The 24,693-nt window shown below is 64.5% G+C and carries 16 protein-coding genes; 4 read left to right on the plus strand and 12 right to left on the minus strand.

Annotation, left to right across the window (positions count from 1 at the left end):
* Positions 1 to 11 precede the first annotated feature (11 nt).
* The 3 genes from AC3ITW_RS21055 (at position 12) to AC3ITW_RS21065 (ending at position 3,859) form a co-directional block, all read left to right on the plus strand.
* Positions 12 to 788 carry a DeoR family transcriptional regulator gene (locus tag AC3ITW_RS21055; RefSeq protein ID WP_014038836.1) on the plus strand — a complete coding sequence of 259 codons (777 nt, stop codon included), beginning with the start codon at positions 12 to 14 and terminating at the stop codon, positions 786 to 788.
* On the plus strand, positions 785 to 1,912 hold the full coding sequence (nagA, locus tag AC3ITW_RS21060; RefSeq protein WP_489389903.1) for an N-acetylglucosamine-6-phosphate deacetylase: 1,128 nt from the start codon (positions 785 to 787) through the stop codon (positions 1,910 to 1,912). The genes AC3ITW_RS21055 and nagA overlap by 4 nt, the downstream gene beginning before the upstream one ends.
* Positions 1,913 to 2,080: 168 nt before the next feature.
* Positions 2,081 to 3,859 (plus strand): MFS transporter, encoded by a 1,779-nt coding sequence (locus AC3ITW_RS21065; protein WP_489389904.1) that lies wholly within the window; start codon positions 2,081 to 2,083, stop codon positions 3,857 to 3,859.
* Positions 3,860 to 3,911: 52 nt separating this feature from the next.
* Here the strand turns inward: AC3ITW_RS21065 and AC3ITW_RS21070 are convergent, their stop codons facing one another.
* From AC3ITW_RS21070 to AC3ITW_RS21095, 6 genes are all read right to left on the minus strand, one after another.
* The gene (locus AC3ITW_RS21070; protein ID WP_100435408.1) at positions 3,912 to 4,382 is read right to left on the minus strand and encodes a SecDF P1 head subdomain-containing protein; all 471 of its coding nucleotides are present in this window, start codon (positions 4,380 to 4,382) and stop codon (positions 3,912 to 3,914) included.
* On the minus strand, positions 4,379 to 4,930 hold the full coding sequence (locus AC3ITW_RS21075) for an HdeD family acid-resistance protein (RefSeq protein ID WP_100435409.1): 552 nt from the start codon (positions 4,928 to 4,930) through the stop codon (positions 4,379 to 4,381). Before AC3ITW_RS21075 ends, AC3ITW_RS21070 begins: the two co-directional genes overlap by 4 nt.
* A 294-nt stretch (positions 4,931 to 5,224) precedes the next feature.
* Entirely contained in the window at positions 5,225 to 5,548 is a 324-nt protein-coding gene (locus AC3ITW_RS21080) for a hypothetical protein (protein ID WP_032973586.1), read from the minus strand.
* A 61-nt stretch (positions 5,549 to 5,609) separates the two neighbouring features.
* On the minus strand, positions 5,610 to 5,735 hold the full coding sequence (locus tag AC3ITW_RS21085; protein ID WP_255303535.1) for a hypothetical protein: 126 nt from the start codon (positions 5,733 to 5,735) through the stop codon (positions 5,610 to 5,612).
* Between the two features lie 166 nt (positions 5,736 to 5,901).
* Entirely contained in the window at positions 5,902 to 6,183 is a 282-nt protein-coding gene (locus AC3ITW_RS21090) for a hypothetical protein (protein WP_157804798.1), read from the minus strand.
* Between the two features lie 150 nt (positions 6,184 to 6,333).
* On the minus strand, positions 6,334 to 7,659 hold the full coding sequence (locus tag AC3ITW_RS21095) for a hypothetical protein (protein WP_489389905.1): 1,326 nt from the start codon (positions 7,657 to 7,659) through the stop codon (positions 6,334 to 6,336).
* 10 nt (positions 7,660 to 7,669) lie between these two features.
* Here AC3ITW_RS21095 and AC3ITW_RS21100 point away from each other — a divergent pair, with 10 nt between their 5' ends.
* Positions 7,670 to 7,924: a hypothetical protein gene (locus tag AC3ITW_RS21100; RefSeq protein WP_229298163.1), complete on the plus strand. Its 255-nt coding sequence runs from the start codon at positions 7,670 to 7,672 to the stop codon at positions 7,922 to 7,924.
* 283 nt (positions 7,925 to 8,207) lie between these two features.
* Here AC3ITW_RS21100 and AC3ITW_RS21105 read toward each other — a convergent pair whose 3' ends face one another.
* The 6 genes from AC3ITW_RS21105 to AC3ITW_RS21130 form a co-directional block, all read right to left on the minus strand.
* Positions 8,208 to 8,408 carry a DUF4926 domain-containing protein gene (locus tag AC3ITW_RS21105; protein ID WP_006404884.1) on the minus strand — a complete coding sequence of 67 codons (201 nt, stop codon included), beginning with the start codon at positions 8,406 to 8,408 and terminating at the stop codon, positions 8,208 to 8,210.
* A gap of 5 nt (positions 8,409 to 8,413) precedes the next feature.
* Complete coding sequence (locus AC3ITW_RS21110) at positions 8,414 to 10,726, minus strand: hemagglutinin repeat-containing protein (RefSeq protein WP_229298164.1); 2,313 nt, start codon at positions 10,724 to 10,726, stop codon at positions 8,414 to 8,416.
* Between the two features lie 130 nt (positions 10,727 to 10,856).
* The gene (locus tag AC3ITW_RS21115; RefSeq protein WP_489389906.1) at positions 10,857 to 11,585 is read right to left on the minus strand and encodes a hypothetical protein; all 729 of its coding nucleotides are present in this window, start codon (positions 11,583 to 11,585) and stop codon (positions 10,857 to 10,859) included.
* Positions 11,586 to 11,594: 9 nt separating this feature from the next.
* Positions 11,595 to 21,908 carry a hemagglutinin repeat-containing protein gene (locus AC3ITW_RS21120; RefSeq protein ID WP_489389907.1) on the minus strand — a complete coding sequence of 3,438 codons (10,314 nt, stop codon included), beginning with the start codon at positions 21,906 to 21,908 and terminating at the stop codon, positions 11,595 to 11,597.
* A gap of 86 nt (positions 21,909 to 21,994) precedes the next feature.
* Positions 21,995 to 23,704 (minus strand): ShlB/FhaC/HecB family hemolysin secretion/activation protein, encoded by a 1,710-nt coding sequence (locus AC3ITW_RS21125; protein ID WP_489389908.1) that lies wholly within the window; start codon positions 23,702 to 23,704, stop codon positions 21,995 to 21,997.
* A gap of 229 nt (positions 23,705 to 23,933) precedes the next feature.
* Positions 23,934 to 24,629: a ComF family protein gene (locus AC3ITW_RS21130; protein ID WP_032973604.1), complete on the minus strand. Its 696-nt coding sequence runs from the start codon at positions 24,627 to 24,629 to the stop codon at positions 23,934 to 23,936.
* Positions 24,630 to 24,693: the final 64 nt, after the last annotated feature.

Genomic DNA, 24,693 nt, shown 5'->3' on the forward strand with positions numbered 1-24,693 from the left:
CGAGAATGGCCATGCGCAACACCCGCTCCCGCCGGCAACAGATCCTGCAGCTGCTGATCGAGCACGGCTCGGTGCAGGTGGCCGATCTGGTCGAGCGCTTCGGCGTGTCGGCGGTGACCATCCGTGCCGACCTGACCCACTTCGAGTCGCAGGGCCTTGCCAACCGCACCCACGGCGGCGCCACCCTGGTACGCACGCCGCCACAGGAACAGGACATCCACGAGAAGGACGCGCTGAACCTGCCGCTGAAGGAATCGATCGGTGCGCGCGCCGCGCGCCTGGTACAGCCCGGCGACAACATCATCATCGATTCCGGCTCGACCACGATGACCTTGGCCCGCCACCTGCGCGCGCATCGCGACGTCACGGTGATGACCAACGGCCTGAACATCGCCTGGGAACTGGCCAATGCGGCCGGCATCACCGTGCTGCTGACCGGTGGTCTGCTGCGCCAGCAGTCGCTGTCGCTGCAGGGCAGCCAGGCCGAAGCCAGCCTCAACTCGTACAGCTTCGACACCCTGTTCCTGGGCGTGGATGGCCTGGACCTGCAGTTCGGCCTGACCACCCACGATGAAGCCGAAGCCCGCCTCAACCACCGCATGGTCGAGCGCGCGCGCCGCATCGTGGTGCTGACCGACGCCTCCAAATTCGGCCGCGTCAGCCTGCACCGCATCGCCCTGCTGGATCAGATCCACGCCATCATCACCGACGCCGGCATTGACGACGCAACCCGTGAGGGGCTGCAGCGGCTGGGCATCGAAGTGATCATCGCCGAGCCCACCGCATGACTGACACCCGCACTCTGCATGGCCGCATCCTCACCCCGCTGGGATGGCGGCGTGGCTACGTCCACTTCGATTCGCAGGTGCGCCAGCTGCAGGTGGACGACCACAGCGGTGCTGACGACCTGCAGCTGCCGGTGATCCTGCCCGGCTTCATCGACCTGCATGTGCATGGCGCGGCCGGCGTGGACCTGATGCAGGGTGGCGACGTCGCGCGAACCATCGCCCGCACCCATCTGCGCTTCGGTACCACCACGTTGCTGGCGACCACCATGACCGCCGGGCTGGACGAGATCGAGCACGCGCTGCAGGGCGTGGCCGCCACCATGGCGGCACCCGATGCAGACGCCGCCAGCATCGTCGGTGTGCATCTGGAAGGACCGTTCATCAGCCCGCAGCGTCTGGGTGCGCAGCCCAATCGTACGATCGAGGCGACGCTGGCGCTGGTGCAGCAGCTGCACGCACTGGCTCCGATCCGGGTAATGACGCTGGCACCGGAGATCGGCGAGCACACCGCATTGATTCCCGCGCTTTCGGCAATGGGCATCCGCGTGCAGCTTGGTCACAGCGCCGGCACCTACGAGGAAGGCGTGGCCGCGCTGCAGGCCGGTGCCTCCGGCTTTACCCATCTGTTCAACGGCATGACCGGCGTCGATCACTATCGCCCGGGCATCGCGGCGGCGGCGCTGGCACATGCGCAGTACGCCGAGATCATTCCCGACCTGCAGCACATCCATCCCGGCGTGATCCGGTTGGCCGCGCGCGCGATCCCGCGCCTGTACGCGGTGACCGACGCCACCGCCGCCACCGGCATGCCCGATGGCGAGTATGCGTTGGGCGAGCAGCGCGTGCACAAGTGTGGCGGCTGCGTGCGCCTGGCCACGGGTTCACTGGCCGGTAGCGCGCTGACCATGGACCAGGCGCTGCGCAACCTGGTGCAGGTCGGCCTGGAGCTGGCCGATGCCTCGCAACGTGTCTCCACCTTCCCGGCCGCGTATCTCGGCATGGACGATCGCGGCCGCATTGCGCCCGACGCCCGCGCCGACCTGGTGGTGCTGGATGCCGAACTGCGCCCGCAGCAGGTGGTGGTGGGCGGGCGGGTAGTTGATTTAAACGCCGCAAACGCCTGATATCTGCGTTTTTGTAGAGTCGAGCCATGCTCGACTCACCGCGCAGCGCGCGGTGCAGGGAACCTCGATATCGGAACGAAGAGCAGTCGAGCATGGCTCGACTCTACAGAAAGCAATCTGCGACGAACCGTCGCCGGGCATGGCCCGGCGCTACCACAGGAACTGCCGATGACCGCTTCCACCGCTCCGCGCTGGCCCGTACGCTACCTGCTCTTCATCGGCGGCCTGGGTGGCCTGCTGTACGGCATCGACATCGGCATCATCGCCGGCGCCCTGCCCTATCTTGAAGCCACCGCCAGCCACGCCTGGCAGCTCAGCAGCCAGCAGCTCGGCTTCGTCGTGGCGGCGGTGCTGCTGGGCAGCGTGCTGTCCTCGCTGTTCGCCGGCATGGTCGCCGACCTGATCGGTCGCCGCGGTGCGATGCTGCTGGCCGGCCTGCTGTTCACCGCCTCGATCCCGATCATGGCACTGGCCTCCGGCTACACGCCGCTGCTGCTGGGACGCCTGCTGCAGGGCATCAGTGGCGGTTTGATCGGCGTGGTGATTCCGCTGTACCTGGCTGAAGTGCTCAGCCCCGAGCGACGCGGGCGCGGCGCGGCCATGTTCCAGCTACTGCTGACCGTTGGCCTGGTGCTGGCGGCGCTGATCGGCCTCTATCACGCGCATGCGGTGGATGCCGCCACTGAAGCCGTGCGCTCACTGCCGGTGGCGCAGCAGGCGCAGGAGCTGTTTGCGGTGAAGGACCACGCCTGGCGCACCATCTTCTGGACCTGCCTGGCGCCGGGCCTGCTGTTCTGCGCCGGCATCTTCTGGCTGTCCGAGTCACCGCGCTGGCTGGTGCGCCGCGGCCGCATCGATGACGCACGCCGCAGCCTGCAGCGTGTGCTGCCCGCTTCGGAGGTCGAGCCGACGCTTGCACAGATCCAGGCACCGGAATCGAGCAGCAGCAGCGGAAAGCGCGACCCGCTGCTCAGCCGCCGCTATGTGGTGCCGTTCCTGCTCGCCTGCGTAGTGCTGGCCTGCACCCAGGCCACCGGCATCAACTCGGTGCTGGCCTACGCGGTGAACATCCTCAACCAGGCCGGCCTGTCCGGCTCGGTCGCCAACGGCGCCGACGTGGCGATCAAGCTGCTCAACGCGGTGATGACCGTGGTCGCGCTGCTGCTGGTCGACCGCAAAGGCCGCAAGTTCCTGCTGATGCTTGGCAGTGGCGGCATCTGCGTGGCCCTGCTGGCAGCGGCCACGCTGTTCTTCCAGGCCGAACGCGGTCGCACCGACGTGCAGCCGCAGCTGCAGGCGGCGGTCAGCGGCGATGGCCTGCAGCTGGTACTGGACGATACGCAGTGGCAGCGCTTGGGCGCTGGCATCGACAGCGAAGGCCGGCCGATGCAGCTGACCGTCTCCTACGCCTACGGTGACTTCACCAATGTGCGGTCCCTGCGCAGCGACAACCTGACCGACCGCGAGCTGCGCATCGAGCGCGCCGGTACCGTGCAGCCGGACAGTGTGATCGGCGCGTTCTTCCGCAAACTCCATCTGAACCCGTTCGCCGACCCGGCCGCTGCAGCGCAGGCGCCGCTACGCATCGAACAGGCCCGCATCGGCCCGGTGCCGCCACCGGCACACGGCTGGGCAGTGGCCGCCTGCATCCTGGTGTTCGTCGCGTTCTTCGCGGTCGGCCCCGGCGTATGCGTGTGGCTGGCGCTGTCGGAGCTGATGCCGAACCGCATCCGTTCCAACGGCATGAGCATCGCGCTGCTGATCAACCAGTTCGTGTCGACCACCATCGCCGCGATCTTCCTGCCCACCGTGGGCCACTACGGCTACGCCAGCATGTTCGTGTTCTGGGCGGCGTGCACCTTCGTGTTCTTCCTGGTGGCCGCGTTCTGGCTGCCGGAGACCAAGGGCAAGTCGCTGGAAGAGATCGAAGCGCGGTTCGCCCGGTAGCGGTCGACCTGGGTCGACCTCCGCGCGCAGCGCGGGGGTATTGGCGCGCCCGTCATTCGCCCGTGATGTGCCTGGCCAGCTCCCGCGCTTCGGCAACGCTGGACAACCCGCTCAGCATCATCGATTCACCGAACGGCCCCTGCACCGTCGCCACCATCAGCACGCGGCCATCCACGCTGAGCGCCGCACGCTGGCCCACCAAGGCAGCGGTGCCATCGTGGATGCGCTGATGTGCCTCCGGCCGATAGCGGATCTGCAAGCCGGGCTGCTGGCTGGCGTCCAGCACATAGCGCACATCGGCGATGTCGGCACTGCCGGCAATCGGCGGCTCGCGCAGGGCCAGAGTCTCGCCCTGCCATTGCGCCGGCCTGCCCTTGCCGGCCGCATCGACGGCGCTCAATCGCACATCAACGCCGGGGCGTGGCGCATGATCCTTGCCTGCCAAGGCACCGGGTGTGGCGCCTGGCATGCATCCGGTCAGCACCAGCGCCGCCCCCAGCAGGAACGGACGCGCGCCCCTCACTTCAGCTTCCGCAGCTTGAACGCCACCAGCACCTGCAACAGCCCGTACAGCAGGCTGCCGATGCCGATCCACAGCGTGGTCACCGCCACGCCTGCATACGGATTGGCAGCGAACAGCAGGCCCAGCACCACCGCCAGCACGCCACTGAGAATCAGCAGCCACTCGCCCTGGATCTGCTTGCGTACGCGGATCGCGAACACGATGCGATAGATGCCGGCCACCAGCAGCCATGCCGCCAGGAACAGCACCAGCACGCTGGCGGTGGCCAGCGGATTGATCACCGCCAGGATGCCGAAGCCCAGCGAGGCGATGACATACAGCGCCAGCCAGCCGCGCGAGGCACCACTGCCACCGCTGATCAGTGCGAACAGGCTGATGACGCCCTCGATGATGGCCATCACGCCCAGCGTCCAGGCCAATGCCATGGCCGCCGACAGCGGCCAGCCGATGGCGATGATGCCGAAGCCGAGAGCGACCAAGCCATACAGCAGGAGGATCCACCAGCTACGGCCAACCGCCGACAACAGGGGAGACAAGGGGGAATTCATCGCCACTCCTTCGATCCGTAATCAGGTTCATCGTAGCCCGTTGTGATGATGAGGGGGGTGATGGTGGTTCTGGACGGGATCGTCGTGGATCGGCGCAGCCATGGACGACATTGCGCGGATCTCATCAATGGACACTAGCTGTCGTTATCTTCGTGGCCCTACGCCCCCTTGCGCCAGCAAGGCTGACCCGGGGGTGGGGTGATGCCACTGCCGTTGATCCTGCCGCTGGGTTAGCCGGAGATTTCGACTCTTGAACGAAAGACCCATCAGACGCCAAGCATCCAGCCATGTTGGCTACAAGCGCTCACGCCGGAGTAATTCAAATTCTCCGCAACGCCCAATGGCCTCTTCGAGGCCAGATGCTCTTCGTGTCGAATTCACATACAGCAGGACGGGGTGCTGCGGGAATGCAACCTCCGCCGGCTCCCCATCAAACGGGTCAACGTTGATCTTCAGAACCATATTCTCTGAATCACGCCCCACATATCGGTAGTGCACCCCTCCCTGGTAGGCGCTGTCCCTCTCTTCAAAAATCACGCCAAGCGCAGCCTCCGCCGTGCACCTCGCCGAATAGAGGTCCAAGCCTCCAGCGCCATACAGATCGTACGTATCCTTCATTCTTGAAGTATCCCATCGGGACGAGAGACTGCGATTCCCACGAAGTCACGGGGCATGAAGTTCAGATCACATCGCGCAGCACCACCGCGCCGACAGCGGCGTTCGGATGCATGACCCTGCTGTCGTTCTTCCGCGTAACGCCCAGTCGGTTCAGCCCTGCGTCGGCGGCGGTTGCTCCGTATGCCATCTACGCCTTCACATAAACCGCAGGACCCGAGCAGAAATCGCCGGGTCATTGCACGCCAGCAATATGTACGTTTCGAAATCCAACATCAATACAACCCAGAATCGCTGGAGGGCCAGCACATCAGAGGGCTCTGACCGAAACAATGACGTATACACCCCCACCTCAATCAAGCGTACCCACCCGCTTCCTCCAACCCAGCAAACATATGCATCATGCCATCCTCAATACTAGAGGTATCCCGCCTAAGTATAATATCCCGTGCACGATCACAGAAAACAAACGTGAGCCTGCCACCAAGCCTACCCCCATCCAACTTAAAAATGAAATACGAACCCTCCCCATCAATAAGTCCATTCATAAAATCAACAAAATCAGACAAATAATTCCTATCAATGGGCACACCCACCCGCCCAGAAAAGTCCGCAGCCAATTCATTCTTACTTTTCACTCGAGTCCCCTGAGAGCCTTTGAAATTTCCTCAATTGACTTTAGCTCACCGGTAGAAACACGGTCAACAACTTTCCATACCAGCTCACGTGGCGGGCCCTCAACGGCATTCCTTTCCACAAGAACTTCAAAAACCTCAACCGCAGTCCTCTTATTGCCATTTACAAATCCGTGCCCCCCCGGCAATATCACGAATAAATACGGCACTTTTATTGTAAAACCCTTCGTAATTAGCTGCGTTGGCGACCGTGGTCGAAACATCCCAATACTCGCCCGCTCCACTTATTCTATAGTTTATTCCGCGAATCTCGTCCGCGGTAATTCCATACTTAAATCCAGAGACACCCTTCGCGCCCTCATACGCTCGAGAGACAGCACGGCTTGCACTTATTGTCTCCTCTGCCGCCAACCCGGCTTTCGCAACAACACTAGCCGCAACAGGAACGGAAATCGTATGCCCACCGACAACATCTGCCGCAAGGGCATCCGCCGTTCCCTTTAGCGCATTGGAGCAAGCAATCGGATTGAAGACGCACCAGCCACCGAACTCAACAGCCGCCGCCGCACCGATGCCAAGAGCGGCTGCGCCGGCCTGGACCATGGCAACGCCCTTCTGAGAGCGCGAGGCATCGCCGTAGTAGCGCAGCGGCTCCTGGAACTCGAAGCGCCAGTCCTTGGTTGATCCGGCGGCGTAAGCAGTTCCCGAGATGGCAGTGTAGACGTCTTTGAAATAGCCGGTTTCGCGCCCAAGCTCCTCGCTGAACTTAGAGAAGTTGTCCCGATCGCTGGTGTCGAACGCCGTGCCCCAGTCGTACTTGTTCTGGTTCTTGCGCAGGAAATCAATTGCGGCCGTGCTGTTTTCTACCTCGCTCAGGTCGGACTGTATCTTCTTGTCAACGTATGCAGCTGCTTCCACAAGAAGGATGCGATAGGCCTCTTCCTTCGATATCTTCTGCTCGCGGGCGAATTCCTCCGCATGGAAGCGGATCCACTTCACCTCATCCGGGTGCAGCTGCCGATTGAACCGATCCCCGGTCACCGCAATGTTGGCGCCCGTGCTTCCACCCAGGGCCCCACCCACCATCGCGCTGCCCACTTCCATCAGCGACTGGTAGTCCTCCCAGCTCAGGTTACCCTTGTTGCTCTCGAGGAATTCCGAGATCGCGATCTTGGCCTTCTCCGCACCGGCAGCACTCACCGCGCCCTTCAGCGCATCGGCCCCACCCAGCGCGACCATCGCCGCACCGGCCATACCGTGCAGCAGCGCGCGTCCGTTGCCACCGTCGGCCCAGAACGCCTTGCCTTCTTCGGTCTCCGCCTTCTGGCTCAGGTAGCCGCCCAGGTCACCCACACCCTTGAACAGCAACTGCCCACCCAGCTGCATCACCTCGGCGCGCTCCTGCATCTTGCGCAGGTCAACGGCCGACAGCGCGCTGTCGGTATCAAAGCCGGTGGCCGTGCGATCAAGGCCGGCCAAAGCGCTCTCATTGCCATCGCGCACCACCACCGTGCCGGCGGCGATGTCCGAATGCGTGGTGCTGCTGTCGTTCTTCTTCGTACCGCCCAGCAGGCTCAGCCCTGCGCCGGCCGCGCTGCCCAGCGGGTTGCTGATGCCACCGCCACTGCCCAGCCCGGTGCCGATGCCACCGCCACTGGCCTTGGCGCGGGATTCGTTCTCGATGTCGACAACGGTCAGGCTGCCGGTATCCAGGCGGTTCTTCGAGGCGTCATCCCTCTCCTAGCACAGGCCCGACATCGAATAATAATTATAAGCTCCCATCATTAAGCCTAGAACTCCTTTTCGCAGCATCTCATCGTAAAAATTATTACCATCCCTCACCCCTTCCGGAGCACAAATATCAGGAGCACAAAGTATGCTGATCAAGCAATCATTCAGCCTAGGGGCATCGAGCTGAAAAATTCCATTATCTCGCCCTACCCTCCATAACCCCGCATAGGCCGCTTAGAAAATCTGCGCCAGCCTTTCGACCAAGATCGACTGTGAAAGATTCATTAGAGCATGGATCATCGCCTCATGACCTCAAACTGCGCTGGCCTCAGTGCAATCTGCGCAATTGAGGCGCCATCCCCATCGCAGAACTCAACCTCATAAGCCTCCTCTGGCTCGGAGAATACGGCAACTACCACCCCGATACTGCCACGATAAATTCCCGCCGAAGGAATATCCTCCAACAGCCGTACAACCTCATTTATCCCTAAATTCATAAAAATTACTTCACAAATATTGTTGTCATCTCTGGAGTATCTGAGCCAGGCTTATAGATCCATCCACTTCTAACGACCCCGCTCCCTTTCGGCCCTACAACAGGGATATCGACAGTAAACCGAGCGCCATACTGATCAACCTTCCCTGGAGTTGGTATATTTTTCATCACCCCCTCCTGCAGCTGCTTCATCAGCAGATCAGAATTATCCTTCGTAAAGCCGAGTACCGATTCGAAAACACGAGCCTTGTTACCACCAACCGCATGATCTCGATTCAATGCATAGTCTGTGAGCTTGCGTGGATCAATAACCGCACGATTGGCGCCTACAAGTGAATGAGCCCCTTCGACAAGTTTCGGAACTTCTTTTGTACCCCTCTCTGCAACTGCGTCAACACCGGCATTCTGCACCGACTTCAGGATCTCCTCAGACCGAAGCACACCCTGCTTGGTCGCGGCCCCGGCGATCTCTGCACCCACTTCACCAACGATCTTCGCCCCAGGCAACCGCACCGGGATCAGGAACGTCGCTGCACCGATGGCAGCACCGTTGCCGTCGCCCTTGGCTACGCTGGCGATCACGCTACCAGCGGCGCCAATGTCGCCACTGAAGGTCCCCAGCATCGACCAACCATCTCGACCCAGGATCTTCGTTCCGCGCAGGTTGTTCAGATCGTAGAACTGGAGCTGCAGGGAATCCTTGGATACGCCGGAGGACAGCAGAGATCCGATGACCTGCCCGTACATCGCATCGTTGTTGAGCAGCTCTTTGCCATAGAGGTTGATGTTGTTGTACTCAGCCTCCGTCGCGCCGAACCCGTACGCCCCGCCCATCTTGCTCAGGAATTCAGTGGCTTCGAAATCAACGTTCTCGGCGCCTACCAACCGGTTGACCTTTGCATCCACACGCGCGGCACCTTCCGTGGTCAGCCTGCGTACCGCCTCTGCTTCGCTGATACCTTCCTGGGCGGCGAACGCGGCAGCATTCATGTTGATCCACTTCACCTCATCCGGGTGCAGCTGCCGATTGAACCGATCCCCGGTCACCGCGACGTTGGCGCCCGTGCTTCCACCCAAAGCCCCACCCACCATCGCGCTACCGACTTCCATCAGCGACTGGTAGTCCTCCCAGCTCAGGCTGCCCTTGTTGTTCTCCAGGTAATCCGAGATCGCCTTCTTGGCCTTCTCCGCACCGGCAGCACTCACCGCGCCCGTCACCGCATCGGCACCACCCAGCGCGGCCATTGCTGCACCGGCCATACCGTGCAGCAGCGCGCGTCCGTTGCCACCGTCGGCCCAGAACGCCTTGCCTTCCTCGGTCTCCGCCTTCTGGCTCAGGTAGCCGCCCAGGTCACCCACGCCCTTGAACAGCAACTGCCCACCCAGCTGCATCACCTCGGCGCGCTCCTGCATCTTGCGCAGGTCAACGGCCGACAGCGCGCTGTCGGTATCAAAGCCGGTGGCCGTGCGATCAAGGCCGGCCAAAGCGCTCTCATTGCCATCGCGCACCACCACCGTGCCGGCGGCGATGTCCGAATGCGTGGTGCTGCTGTCGTTCTTCTTCGTACCGCCCAGCAGGCTCAGCCCTGCGCCGGCCGCGCTGCCCAGCGGGCTGCTGATGCCGCCGCCGCTGCCCAGCCCGGTGCCGATGCCACCGCCACTGGTCTTGGCGCGGGATTCGTTCTCGATGTCGACAACGGTCAGGCTGCCGGTATCCAGGCGGTTCTTCGAGGCATCGGCAGTGCTGCCGATCACGCCGCCTTCCAGGTGCGTGTTGCCGCCCACGGTGATGTCGAAGCCACCGGTACCAGCAACAATGCCGCTCTGTTCCTGCACGCTGCGCAGGTGGCTCTCGACCTTCTGCTGGCCGATGTTGACGGTGCCGCCGCTGCCGTAAACGAAGGTGCCACCAGCCTGGGTCTGCTTGCTGGCGTAGTCGTCGGTGTCCTGCTCGCTGATGATAGACAGGTTGCCGCCGATGCTGGCCACCACCTTGTCGCCGCTCAGCTGGGCACCCTGCAGCGTGGTGTCCTTGCCACTGATGACGGTCAGGTTGCGGTCGGCGTCCACCACGGTTTCGACGTGCGTGGTGCCGTTGCCGCTGCCCTTGCCCTTGGCGGTGCTGGCCGACACGTACCAACCGGTCTGCGCGCCGATGCTGAAGCCGATCTCACCGCTGCCGCTCTTGTTCTTCGACGACTGCGTGTGGTCTTCCGCTTCACTGCGCAGGGTGATGTTGTCCCGCGCAGCTAATGCCGGGATGGTGGCCGTGGAATCAATATCGGCCAGAGCATGCTCATTTTCATCAAACAATACCACCGTGCCGGAACAAGGCGCGATGCTGTCGTCGTTCTTGTTCGCGACCTACAGCGACCTCAGGTTCGACCTAGCCAATCCTCCATGGCATTGCAGATGTGACCGTCATTTTCAACTATCGCCCGGCACGGCCTCAATCCACGCCAAAAAGCGCTACCCTGAGGAGGCTCTGGGTTTTCGAAGTTGATTCATCACGGAAAACATCATCAGACGCAACGACCTTATCAACGCCACGAAGCTCATATACTTTCATGCCCGCTTCTTGCAGCATCAACAAGCTGCGACAGCGGGAAGTACCAGCTTTTTCCCAAAAGGCTTCACCTAACCACATGATGTTTCCAACTGCTTCCATATACCCCTGCCTGAATATCTTTCGCCCAGGATTCAGAGACGTATCTATTTCCACCTGATCCAGGGGAGGAGGCAGCCCATTGGATTTCAGTGAGAGACCCGAGAGAGTTCGACCAGCGCTTTCATACTGAAGCGGATCGGTCGCGTTTTGCCAATAGTCATAATCCACGTCGGCGACCCATGCCTGAATCATGCCCTTGACACCAAGAAGTGGATCAAACTTCGAATCCAAATCTACATGATCATGTTCCACCGTCTCTTGCATCAGAACAAAACACTGCCCCCATGCCGGAATCAAGCCGAAACGAAGGTCGAATCCAGCTGACGCCAAACCGCTTGGCCATACCTTCCTCTTTGCTACTTCTCTCTCTATGGCTTTCAGGCCGACTTCATTTCCGCGCAGGAAGAACACAGGCGGATAGCCCATCCCACGCAGCACGTCAATGACCTTTGACAGCGCGCTCAGCCCATCAAAAATCCCGTATTCATAGACAAATCTGTATTTCCTCAACAGGAAACCTCACTTAAATTCTTTAATTATTACCTTGACATTATTTTCAACGCCAAAGTTGATAAGCGACTGCGCATCCAGAAGTCCTCCCGGCTGAACTCTCAAGTCCAGAACCATCTGCGCAGGAGCACCATTCACCGTCGCCCCATTGCTACCTAGATCCACAATGTGATCCTGCATTCTACTCAACCAGGAACTCCCCGAAGTATCCACCGACTTGAGGCTAACCAAAGTGCTGCCATTCTGAAAATCGACAAGAGGGAAATATCCGTTTTTCGATGCCCCGATGTTGTACCAGCCCCCCTGCGATGAATACTCTGTTCTCGCCAAGTATGACTCAATTTCTACGCCGCGCTGGGTTGGCTTCAAGTTCCAGACCGCGGCCAAGTCCGCTTTAAGCTCTGCAGCCGGCTTTGCTGCAGCACTAGCTGCCTTGCGCGCAACGTTTTCAACAATCAACTCGGCAGCCTTCGCAGCGGCACCCGCACCAACCACCAAGCTGGCACCACCCGTTGCCTCGCTTGCGACCGCATCAACCACTCCGGTCAGGATTGCGTCGCAGGAAGCTGGCTTGCTCAGACAGCTACGCGCGGCAGCCAGCGCAACCGGGGACAGTCCCGCGGCTGTGATGACAGCCGTCCCTCCAATGAGCACTTTGCCGTGCGTCTTTCGATCAATTTGATCTTGGATGGCAGCAGCCATCGCCTGCTCTTGCGAGGGCACATCCAGACCGTTCTTGCTATAGAAGTCCGCCCTCAGATTCCATGAGCCGACGTACTGTGTAGCATCCGCCTTCTCACCCGGCGTTGCATAGAACAGTGGGCTGTAACCACTACCCGGCCTGTTCGGATCGGGCTCAAGAAGCCTGCCTGCGCTGACTTGCCTCAGATAGTCACTCGCAGCTTGATCCCATTGCCCCTCAACGCCGAACTGCACTTGCCGATAGGCCTGTTCCGACAAGGACTTCTCGGCTGCATCGATCTGCTCGCGGCTTGGATTGCGGCAACCGCACAGGCGCTGTGCGAATCCAGACGCGGAGCCCTGAATCAAATCAATCTCACTGATGTGCAGCTGCCGATTGAACCGATCCCCGGTCACCGCGACGTTGGCGCCCGTGCTTCCACCCAAAGCCCCACCCACCATCGCGCTACCGACTTCCATCAGCGACTGGTAGTCCTCCCAGCTCAGGCTGCCCTTGTTGTTCTCCAGGTAATCCGAGATCGCCTTCTTGGCCTTCTCCGCACCGGCAGCACTCACCGCGCCCGTCACCGCATCGGCACCACCCAGCGCGGCCATTGCTGCACCGGCCATACCGTGCAGCAGCGCGCGTCCGTTGCCACCGTCGGCCCAGAACGCCTTGCCTTCCTCGGTCTCCGCCTTCTGGCTCAGGTAGCCGCCCAGGTCACCCACGCCCTTGAACAGCAACTGCCCACCCAGCTGCATCACCTCGGCGCGCTCCTGCATCTTGCGCAGGTCAACGGCCGACAGCGCGCTGTCGGTATCAAAGCCGGTGGCCGTGCGATCAAGGCCGGCCAAAGCGCTCTCATTGCCATCGCGCACCACCACCGTGCCGGCGGCGATGTCCGAATGCGTGGTGCTGCTGTCGTTCTTCTTCGTACCGCCCAGCAGGCTCAGCCCTGCGCCGGCCGCGCTGCCCAGCGGGCTGCTGATGCCGCCGCCGCTGCCCAGCCCGGTGCCGATGCCACCGCCACTGGTCTTGGCGCGGGATTCGTTCTCGATGTCGACAACGGTCAGGCTGCCGGTATCCAGGCGGTTCTTCGAGGCATCGGCAGTGCTGCCGATCACGCCGCCTTCCAGGTGCGTGTTGCCGCCCACGGTGATGTCGAAGCCACCGGTACCAGCAACAATGCCGCTCTGTTCCTGCACGCTGCGCAGGTGGCTCTCGACCTTCTGCTGGCCGATGTTGACGGTGCCGCCGCTGCCGTAAACGAAGGTGCCACCAGCCTGGGTCTGCTTGCTGGCGTAGTCGTCGGTGTCCTGCTCGCTGATGATGGACAGGTTGCCGCCGATGCTGGCCACCACCTTGTCGCCGCTCAGCTGGGCACCCTGCAGCGTGGTGTCCTTGCCGCTGATGACGATCAGGTTGCGGTCGGCGTCCACCACGGTTTCGACGTGCGTGGTGCCGTTGCCGCTGCCCTTGCCCTTGGCGGTGCTGGCCGACACGTACCAACCGGTCTGCGCGCCGATGCTGAAGCCGATCTCACCGCTGCCGCTCTTGTTCTTCGACGACTGCGTATGGTCTTCCGCTTCACTGCGCAGGGTGATGTTGTCCCGCGCGGCCAGCGCCACGTTGTCACCCTTCACCTGGCTGCCGATGATGTTCAGGTCACCGGCGGTGGCGACGATGCTGACGTCGCCCTGGCTGCGGATGGTGCTGCCCACCGCCGACTGGTCGTGGCTGGTCTGGCTGGCACTGGAGCTGGAGGCGCCGATGCCGATGCGCAGGCTCACACCGTCGGTGGCGCCGGAAGCACCTTGCTGCATGGCGCCGCCCACGCCAGCGGCGGCATTGGCCGCCTGCACCGCGTACAGCGCCTTCAGGCGATCATCCTGCGCATTGCCGGCGGCCTTGGCCGCACCGTAGGCGGCCAGCGCGGCATCCACCACACCGCCGGTCAGGCCGACGTTGATACCGGCACTCTTCTGCTTGGTGCTCTGGTGTACGTCAGTGGTGCCCTGTGCCGCGTCGATCACCACCTGCCCGCCCACCAGCTGCGTACCGGTCTTCGACAGCACGTCCGAACCGGTGATGTGCAGCGTGTTGCCGGCGCTCAGGCTGACCCGGCCATCGGTTGAGCCGATCAGGCTGCCCTGCGGCGCGCTCTGCTCGATCTCCAGGCCCTTTTCCAGCTTGCTCTGGCCGATGGTCAGGTTGAAGCCACCACCGCCGAACACACCCGAGCGCTTGACGGTCTTGTCGTGCTCTTCGCTGTGCGTGGACGTGGCCGTGCCAATGGTCAGGTCACGGGTGGCGGCCACCACCACATCACCGGTGGCAGCCACCTGCGCCGCCTGCGCGACGACGTCACGTCCGGCGCCGATGGTGACCGTCTCGCCGCTGAGCGTGGTGCCCACCACCAGGCTGTCGCGGGTCGCGTCGTAAGTGGTGGTGGTCTTGCTCGACAGCAGCCCCTTCTTCTTGCGCGTGGTCTCCTGCTCCCAGCTGTGGTCCTCCTGTGCCGCCAGCAGATTCACGTCGCGCGTAGCGGCAATGCTGATGCCGCCGTCGGTGCTGCCGACCTGCGTGGCAGTGAGGTTGGCATCGCGCCCGGCCACCAGCGCGATGTCACCGCCGGCCTGCAGCGAAGTGCTGTGCACGGTCTCGTCCATGCTCTGCGTGGTCTGCGAGAAGCGCTTGCCACGGCTCTGCTGCTGGCTGGTGTTGGTGGTGGTTTCGGCCTGCAGGTTGAGATCACGCCCGGCCACCACGGCCAGGCCGTCGCCGGCCTTCAGTTGCGCGGCCTGCAGGTTCACGTCCTGCCCCGCCTGCATGCCCAGCGAGCCACCGGCCTCGATGCCGCTGGCGTTGAGGGTTTCGCGCACGTAGCGGTTGCTGCCCCAGCCGCCCTGCTCGGTGGTGGTCAGTGCATTGAGGTTGATGTCGTTGCCGGCCGTGGCATGGACGCTGCCGCCGGCCTTGGCGGTCACCGCCGTCAGGTTCAGATCGCGGCCGGCATCCAGCGACAGGCTGCCACCCACATCCAGCGTGGTGCGGCGCAGGCTGCCATCACCCTGCATCTGCGTGGTGAGGTTGAGGTCGCGGCCGGCCTCCAGCGCCGCGTTGCCGCGGGCACTGGTCTGCGAACCGACCAGTGCCAGGTCACGCCCGGCTTCCAGCGCCAGGCTGCCATCGCTGCGGATGCTGGCCACGTCGATGCCGCTGACACTCTTCAGGTCGCGGCCGGCCACCAGGGCCACGTTGCCGCCCTGGATCAGGCCGCTGTTGTTGAGGATGTCCTCCACGGCGGTGATGCGGGCATTGCCACCAGCGGAAATGCCACCGCGATCGTTGAGCAGGCTGCCGGTATCGATGGTCAATCGATCATCGGCGCGGATCATGCCCTGGTTGGATACATTGCCGGCGCGGATCTCCACCGACTCGCCAGCGATGGCGGCGCCGCCCAGCTGCAGGCGATTGGCGGTGGCCTGGGACAGGTACACCACCGGCACCAGCACCTTCTGCCCGTCCACTTCCTGGGCGACCATCCACACGATGTCTTCGTTGAGCGCGGCCACCTGTTCGGCCGACAGCGCAACGCCCACGCTCAGCTGCTGGCGCGCGGCTTCGCTCACGCCGGCATCCATCATGGCGCGGTACTGGCCCATGCCATCGCCCTGGTCGGCATCCAGGTAGCGACGCCCGGTCAGGCCGGTGATCTGTTCCATCACCAGGCGCTGCTCGTAGAAGTCGTCGCCCATCCGGCGCAGCTGCCTGTCAGGGTCCAGGTTCAGGCGCTGGAACATGTAGTCCGAGCCGATCCACTGCCCGAAATTGGCGAAGCGCGGATCGGTTTCCACCAGCCAACGCTGGTTGCCCGGATTGACCGTGTACAGGCCGCCACTGGGCAGCGACAGGCCCGGCAGCGGATTCTGCGGGCTGCCCACCAGCTGCGGCGGCGGCACCGTGGTGACGCGGCCCGGGCCCGGGGTTCCGGTATCACCGGCGGTGCCCGCACCTTGCGCCTGCGCACTGGCAGGCCCGGTGGCTACGCCCTGCTGTGCACCCGGTGCGCCAGCGTTGCCGCCGACCGCGCCGGCGCCCTGCTGCTGGCCCAGTTCGGGTGCGTAGGCGTTGTTGCCCTGCCAACCGGCAACGTCGAGCGGCGTGCCACCGCTGTGCGCGGTGACCACGGCGTTGTTGACCTCGCGCGCTTCGATCTGCACCCTGCGGCCGGCGGTGATGCTGGCATTGCCACCGGCCAGCGTGACCTGCTTGGTGATCGTGTTGGTGCCCAGCGCGCGGCTGCCGCCATAGATCTCGAAGTCGCAGCGGCTGGGGCAAGGGCGGTAGGTGTAGTCAATGGTCGACGTACGCTGGACCACCTTGTAGCCGGCCAGCGCCTCGTTGTTGACCACGCCGGCCCAGTCGTTGGGGTCTTCGCTGTTGGACGAGCCGCGGCCGTTGATCGAGAGGTTGCGACCGGCGGCGATGGCCGAGTTGCGGTTGTCGACCGAGCCGCCGGACATCTGCATGTCGCGACCGGAAATCAGCTGCGATGCCGCGCTGGCGGCGATGACGGTCGTGCCTTCCAGCACCAGGTCCTTGTGCTCGGTCCAGACCTCCAGCACGGCACAGTCACCCGGGCACAGCTTGCCCGGCGGTGCCGGGCCGTCGATGCCATCGACCTTGAACGTGCCGCTGTCCGGATCCGCAGCGCCTTCGTTGCCGCTGTAGACCTTGTGCTGGGTGACCAGCACGCGCCGCTCGTTGGCCACGCCCAGCGCGGCCAGGATCAGGTCGTTCTCGGCCTGGATGCGCCCGGAGCGGTTGCGGATCTGCTGGGCATTGCCGCCGTTCCAGCCCTGCAGGCGGATGTCGCCCAGGCTGAAGAGCTCGCCGTCGAGGTTGTCGATGTAGTTGGCAAACAGGTTGATGCGGCCGGTGGCCGCCATCAGCCCTTCGTTGTAGTCGCGTGCGACCAGGGTGTTGCCCAGGTCGCGGCCGTTGGTGATGCGCGAGGCGCGCAGTTCCAGCGCGTTGCCCATCAGGGTGCCGGTATTGGTGATGTTGGCAGCCGACACCTCCACCGTATCGCCGTCTACGCGACCGGCGTTGCTGAAATCGCCCGCCGTACTCAGCGCGACACGGCCACTGCCATTGCCTGCGGTGGCGTTGATCTGCCCAGCAGCGGTGTTCTCGATCCGATTGGCCGAGATTTCAAGCGTGCCCTTGCTCTCCAGGCGCCCCTGGTTGACCAGGGCGCCGGCCACGTCCAGCTTCAGCAGCCCGTTGCTCTCCAGGCGCTGGCCGCTGCCATGCACGTAGTCCCCAGCCAGCGTCAGCCGCAGCTCGCTGCCGCCGAACAGGCGGCCGATGCCGCTGAAGCTCTGCAGGCGTGCACCCAGCGCTTCATAGGCACTGATTTCGCCACCGCCATTGCCCAGGCTGCCCAGCGTCAGCTGGCTCTGGCGGCTGAGCAGCCGGCCGTTGCTGTTCTCCAGTGCGGCAAGATCCAGGCGCAGCAGGTTGCCTGCACTGAGCTGGCCACCCACGTTGAATACTTGTGCGCCGACACGTTCCAGGTACAGATTGTTGGCGGCGTGGACCAGGCTGCCGGCGTTGTCCAGCGCGCCGGCCTGCAGGCGCAGATCGGTACCGGCCACCAGCTTGGCCTGGCCGCCTTCGGCACGGTTGTCCACGCTGCTCGCGGTCAGCGTCAGCGCACCACCGGTGCTGCCCAGGGTGCCGCCCCGGTTGTCCAGCGCACCCGCGGATTCCAGCGTCAGCTGCTGGGCGCCATTGGCCACGATGCGTCCGCCACGGTTGCCCACCGAAGCAGCGCGGAGGTTCACCGGGCCCTGTGCTTCGATGTTGCCCTGGCTGTTGTCCAGCGCCTGGCGGATCTGCAGATCCAGCACGCTGCCGCCGTGGACCAGGCCACGCTGGTTGGCCAGTGCACCGGCCACATCGAGCGCGAGTTCCTGGCGAGCGTACAGGTTGCCGTCCACGTTGCGCAGGTCGCCCGTGCGGCTGGTCACGCGGGCATTGCCCTCGGCCCCCAGCAGGCCATTGCTGTTGTCCAGCTGGGAGGCCAGCACCTGCAGCTGGCCCGCGCCACGCTGCACGATGGTGCCGGTGCGGTTGTCCAGTGCTCCCGAGGCGTCCACAGTGAGGTTGCCACCGGCATCAAGGCGCCCACCGGTGTTGACGATTTCTGCACCCGTCACGCGCGCACCGGTGCCTGCGGTGAGCGTACCGCCACTGTTGTCGAGGCGACCGACAACGGCCACGTCCACCTCGCCATTGCCGACGATCAGGCCGGCATTGCCGTTGTCCAGCGTGTCGGCCTGGATCTTCAGCGTGCCCGTACCAGCGTGTTCGATGCGGCCACCCTGGTTCAACAGCTGCGCAGCCTGCAGGTGGACGCTGCCAGCGTTGGCGGCGATGCGCCCGCCGGTGTTGCGCAGGGCGCCTGCCAGGCTCAGCTCGAACGGATCGGTACCGGTCTGCAGCAGTTCGCCAGCGCTGTTGTCCAGTGCGGCCGCGAGCAGGCCGATGCGTGCGCCCTGCAGGCTGCCCGCGTTGCGCAGGACATCGGTGGCACGCAGGTCGAGCAGCCCGATCGCGGTCAGGCTGCCGCCGGTATTGCGCCACTCACCGGTGCGCGCCTGCGCAAGGAGATTCCTGCCCGACCAGACCTGGCCTCCTTCCAGCACCAGGCTGTCACCCAGCAGTTGGATCTGCTGGCCAGCGTTGATCTGGCCGGCGTTGCGCAGCTGATGGCGCGCATCAAGAGTGACGCTGCCGGTACTGCCGACTCTGCCGTCGGCCTGCAGGCCCGCCACGACCACGCCGCTGTTGTCGATCTGGCCCGCGCGCACCTCGACGTCACCCGAGGCCAGCATTCGCCCACGATTGCTGGCCTGCGCGGCCTGCAGCGTGACGGTACGCGCCTGCATGTCGGCAGCATTGCGCACGGCCTGCGCGGCCTGCAATGACAACGCGCCGCTGGCGAACAACGCGGCCTGGTTGTCCAGATCGCCTCCGCTGCGCACCTGCAGATCCGCGGCGCTGTCGATCGAGCCCTTCAGCGTCACACCCGCATCGGCGGACAACACCACGCCCTGCTGCGCAAACACCTTGCCGGACTGGTCCAGCGTGCTGCCCGCGTGCGCGGTGAGCGTGCCTGCCGCCAGTGTGCGTCCGCCCAGCACCAATGCCTGGTCACTGCTGAGCTGCACGTTGCCGCGCTCGCTGCCCAGCTCCCCCTGGCTGCGCAGGGTATGGCCCCGCACCTGCAACGTCTGGCCGGACACCAGGCTGCCCTGGTTGTCCAGCGATTCCCGCGCGGTGACATCCACATCGCCGGCACCATAGAGATCGCCACGGTTGTCGATCACATCTGCCGTGGCCGTCAGCGCCCCCTTCGCAAACAGATTGCCTGCGTTGTCCAGCGTCACCGCATCCAGCCGCAGCGACTGTGCACTGGACAGGTTGCCGCTGGCGCGGTTGTGCAGCGTGTCGGTGCGCACATCCAGCGTGCCGTCGCTGGCGATCACGCCCGTGTTGTCCAGCGTGGCGGTGTGCAGCTGCGCACGGTCGCGACCGTAGATCACGCCACCGTTGGCGAGTTCGGTGGCGCGCAAGTCGAGCGACTGCTGGCCATGCAAGCGGCCGTCGTTGGTGACCTTCTGCATGTCCACGGCCACCACGCGCGCAAGTGCCGTGGCGGCGGACTGCTGGCGCAGGGTGGCACCCTGCAGGGTCAGCGTGCCACCCGCTTCAAGCCGGTTGCGGTTGTCGAGGGTGCTCGCGGAAAGACGCGCATCACCTGCACTGCCGACGATGCCCGAGTTGTCCAGTGCATCCGCATCGACCTGCAGGCCCTTGCCTCCCTGGATGCTGCCGGTATCGTCGTTGTCGATGCGTCCGTTGGCCTTCAGCGCCAGCAGATCCACCGCTTGCAGCGTGCCGCTGTTGCGCAGACGGTCGACCGTCAGCGTGGCCTGGCGGGCTTCCACCGTGCCGCGGTTGTCGACGCTGCCGGCGGACAGTTCCAGCGCCTGCTCGGAGAGAATGTGTCCGGCGTTGTCCAGCTGCTGCCGCGCCTGGGCCTTCAGCAGCGCACCCGCCGACAGCTCGGCGCCCTTTGCCTGCGAGAGGCGATCAGCCGCCACCCGCAGGTTCGCACCGGCACCGATCATGCCCTCGTTGTCGACGCTGGCCACGTCGAGATCGACATCGGCGTCGCTATACAGCTGGCCGCTGTTGTGCAGCTGCGCGGCCTGCAGCCGTACACCCTGGTTGCCCAGCAGCAATCCGGCGTTGTTCACCTGGCGGGCCTGTACATCCAGCTGCGCCTGCGCGCCCAGGCGTGCGCCCTTGTCCTGCACCAGCGTATCGGCACGCACGGCAAGCCCGGCGCCTGCGGTCACCTGTGCACGGTTCTGTACCTCTGCAGCGGCCAGCGCGATGCTGCCCGCACTCTTCACCGTGTCAGCCAGCGTCAGCGTGCCACCGGCGTCCAGCTGCATCTGCGCGGCCTGCGTGCTGCCAGCCAGATCCAGATTCTGGATGGCGCGTACCGCCATCGCCCCGCCCGCCGACGTGGAACCGGCAAGCGACGCCTGGCGGGCGCGGATCTGAAGATCCCCCTGCGCGTGCTGTGCACCGTCGGCCTTCAGTTCGCCTTCGGTCTCGATCTGCAGGCGGCCGGCAGCAGCGGTGCGTCCGCTCAGGCGTACATCACCTGCCTGGGTCAGGATGAAGTCCCCGGCGTCGGCCACCATCTGGCCTGCACTGCGCACACCCACACCGGCCTCGGTGCCGACCAGTCGGATCTTGCCTGCGTACATGCCACCGAGGACGGCAACGTCCAGGCCGAACTGCGGGCGTTCGCCTTCGCCGGTGATCGCCTGCGCTGCCAACGTCTGGGCGTCGATCTGGTTGGCACCGGTGACCACGTTCACCTGGCGTGCCCACAGCCCCGCGTTGAGCTGTACCGCGCGGGCCAACAGGTCGACACCTTCCAGGTTGCCCGCATCCAGGCCGTTGCCTTCCAGACGGATCGTTCCGCGTGCCACCCGGAACGCCGAGAGGCTGCCATCGTTGCCGAACACCGGGGTGCCGGTAGTCAGCGTGCCACGGGTGGTGTTGATGAAGCCGCAGCCATCGCAGGTGATGCCATTGGGGTTGGCGACGATCACCGCGGCCGAGCGGCCGGCCACCTCGATATGACCCTGCAGGCGCGACGCGTTGGTGGATGTCACCTCGTTGAGGATCAACCGCGCCGACTGGCCGGGCTGCAGGTTGCCGTTGCCCTGGATATAGCCCCCCAGCTGTGTCTGTACGGTACTCACGCTGTTGTTGAGGATCTGTCCCTCGCGCCCGACGTTGTAGTCCTGGAAGCGGTTGTGCGAGACGCCACCGGCGTTGGGTCGGTTGATCTGGATGACCGGAACGCCGTTCGCCGCCTGGTCGGCCCGTGCCTGCTCACCGGCCTGCACCTGCACCTGGGCGAATGAGCTGCCCGGGGCCAGGAATGCCATCACCAGGGTGGCGCTCGCCATCGCGATGCGCAGGCGTGTGGCCCAACCAGTGCCCGAAGCGGGCAGGGACAAGCCGCGGAATACGTTCTTCATGCCAGGTGCTTCCATCAACCCAGGGGGGAACTGCACACACAACAACCCGATCACATCGCCACCTGGCGACGGTGCTTCCAACCGAATCAGAACTGCCAGGACGCGCGGAAACCGACCACGTGCCCGCGTGCTTCGTGCTTGAGCCAGGCCGGGCGGCTCATCGGCACGCCAACGAAGCCATCCCACGCCAGTCCGCCCAGCTCGCCACGCGCACCCACGTGCGCGCCGCTGAGCGTGCCGCCGCCGATCCCCTGGCGGTCGTCGCGCTCGATGTGGCCGATATCGATGCCTGCATAAGGCGCAATGGCGCGATGTGCCATCCAGCTGATGCTGTTGCGCCAGTAACCACCGCGGCCGCCGCCGAGTGGCACTTCGCCGTCGAAGCCGTTGACGGTGTAGCGGCCACCGACGCTGATGAACTCCGAGCCGTACAGCGTGTCCTCGCTCCACTGGTAGCGGAGCGCGGTGTTCCATGCCAGCGGGCGAGGCCCGGAGGTCAATGCACCGCCGGCGCCGATATCCAGCGTGGTCAGCCCATAGCGGAACGTTGGCGCCAGGCCATCGCGGCCCACGACGTCATCATCGCCCCCCAACCATGGCACGCCACGGCGGTGCGCCAGGCGGATATCGGCCTGGACCCGCCCGAGGTACTGGCGGTGCAACAGCGCCAACTCGACCGAGGTGGTACGGCGGCGCTGGCCTTCGATCTCCACGCCCTCCACGTAGCTGTGCGACGACCGTTGCGCCAGGCGCAGCTCGATACCGCTGCGATAGCTCTGGCCACGCACCAGCAGCCGTTCCACGGCCAGATCGACGTTGCTGGAGGTGCCGGTGCTGGCGAACGTGTCGGCGTTGCTGGCGATGGTCTGCTTGTAGCGCGAGCTGTAGGTGCTGGTACTGAAGCGCCAGTTGCCCAGCGGAACCGACCACGACGCATTGAAGCCGTGGGTACCCCGGCCCTTGTCGGCGCTGCCGTCGCTGCTGACGCCAACGCTGAGCAGGTCGTTGACGCGAGCCAGGTTGTCCACCCACGCGGTCGCGCCGACCTGCTGCTTTCCTGTGGCACGGCTGCCGGCATCATCCAGCGACACCGAGGCACGCCAGCGCTTGCCGTGGCGGATGCTGATGACCACGTCTGACTCGCCGGGCGCCTCGCCCGGCACCAGCTCCATGTTCACGTCCTGCGACGGAACGCGCTTGAGCTGTTCCAGGCCCTGTTCCAGCGCGCGCAGATTGAGCACGTCTCCCGGTCGCGCCGGAAACGCACTCTTCCACATCGAATGGGGTATCTCTTCCGCATTGAAACGGATCTGCCGGATCACGCCTGGCACCAGCTGCAGGCGCAGCGTTCCGCTGCCCAGGCTCTGCTCGGGCAGGCCGATGCGGGTGGTCACGTAGCCCTTGGCCAGCGCCAGGTCCGAGGCGCGGCGCACAATCAGCGCAATGCCCTGCTGGCCTACGCAACGGCCACGGTAGCGGTCGAGATAGCGCTGCAGGAAGGCGAACTGAGCCAGATGCGCGCCGTCGAGCTGCAGCTGCTGCAAGGTGAAACACCGTTCTTCGCCCGGCAGTTCCAGCGAATGCAGATCGGTGGCCGCCACCGGCTGTTCGCGTGATACATCTGGCAATGCCTGCCGCTGCTCACGCTCGCGCGCCTCGCGCTCGGCGCGTTCGCGCAGCTCCTGCTGCTCGACGAACGAGGGGCTGGTCGACTGTGCATGCACCGCACCGGCCAACAGGATCCCCGCGATGCCTAGAACGACACGTACCCGGCATCCTGCTTTTCTGTTACCCATCAACGACTTCCTTGTCCAGCGTTGGTACAGACCTGAAGCTGTGAACAGACATCGTGCAGATAGAACGTGCGGCCGGCACCGACTCGGCCGCCAACCGCTATCGGCGGGAGTGCGCGGAACTTTAGGGCCTTTGCATCCGTGCACCAAGTGCGGCGACGCAGTCGAGCACCGCACGCTGAAGGATGGGCATCCTTCAGCAGCCGTCATACGGTGTCAATCGCTCCCGCCGTCACGGCACCCGTGCGCACACCCATACCCGCACGTCTTTGGCACCCGCCAGCCGCAACGTCTCGGCGATTTCCATCACTGTGCTGCCGGTGGTCATCACGTCGTCCACGACGGTCAGCTGTGCCGGCGGCGACAAGCGCATGCTGAATGCGTCAAAGAGATTTTCCCGGCGCTGCTCGGCGTTACGCTCGGACTGCGGCGCGGTGTGGCGGCGCCGGTAAAGTCCATGCCAGACCGGCATCGGCAGCAGGCGGCACAGTTCGGCGGCCTGGTTGTAGCCGCGCTGGCGCAGGCGCCGCCTATGCAGCGGCACCGGCACCAGCGGCGGGCACCACCAGGGCGGCGGTGCGCGTTGCATCAACTGCGCCAGCAGGCGACCGGCGGCGAGGTCCTGATGAAACTTGTACCGCACCAGCAGTTGGTCGACCGGCGGCAGGTACAACAGGCTTGCATGGGTAGCGGCCTGCGGTGGCGCTTCCTCGCGGCAGCAGCCGCAGACAATCAGGGCGTTGTCGGGCAGCGGCAGCGCGCAGCGCAGGCAGGCACGGCCGGACCACGGAAGTTCTGCATAGCACGCGGCGCACAGATCCAGACCATCGTGGCCGGCATCGTTGCAGACCAGGCAACGCAGTGGTAGCAGAACGCGAAGCAGTGCGTGAGGGACCGTGCTTGCCGTGTGCAGGAAGTTGATGCGCATGCGCCAGCCTTCCATCGCTGCGTCAGCTTCACCATCAGCGGACCACGTGCTGCAGTGTCAGCAC

It is taken from the genome of Stenotrophomonas sp. KH_052, assembly GCF_057838755.1.

Coding starts and splice junctions, on each gene's coding strand:
- AC3ITW_RS21065 (WP_489389904.1), top strand. CDS start 2,081: ATGACCGCTTCCACCGCTCCGCGCTGGCCCGTACGCTACCTGCTCTTC.
- AC3ITW_RS21080 (WP_032973586.1), bottom strand. CDS start 5,548: ATGAAGGATACGTACGATCTGTATGGCGCTGGAGGCTTGGACCTCTAT.
- nagA (WP_489389903.1), top strand. CDS start 785: ATGACTGACACCCGCACTCTGCATGGCCGCATCCTCACCCCGCTGGGA.
- AC3ITW_RS21130 (WP_032973604.1), bottom strand. CDS start 24,629: ATGCGCATCAACTTCCTGCACACGGCAAGCACGGTCCCTCACGCACTG.
- AC3ITW_RS21075 (WP_100435409.1), bottom strand. CDS start 4,930: ATGAATTCCCCCTTGTCTCCCCTGTTGTCGGCGGTTGGCCGTAGCTGG.
- AC3ITW_RS21085 (WP_255303535.1), bottom strand. CDS start 5,735: ATGGCATACGGAGCAACCGCCGCCGACGCAGGGCTGAACCGACTGGGC.
- AC3ITW_RS21120 (WP_489389907.1), bottom strand. CDS start 21,908: ATGAAGAACGTATTCCGCGGCTTGTCCCTGCCCGCTTCGGGCACTGGT.
- AC3ITW_RS21055 (WP_014038836.1), top strand. CDS start 12: ATGCGCAACACCCGCTCCCGCCGGCAACAGATCCTGCAGCTGCTGATC.
- AC3ITW_RS21125 (WP_489389908.1), bottom strand. CDS start 23,704: ATGGGTAACAGAAAAGCAGGATGCCGGGTACGTGTCGTTCTAGGCATC.
- AC3ITW_RS21105 (WP_006404884.1), bottom strand. CDS start 8,408: ATGAATTTAGGGATAAATGAGGTTGTACGGCTGTTGGAGGATATTCCT.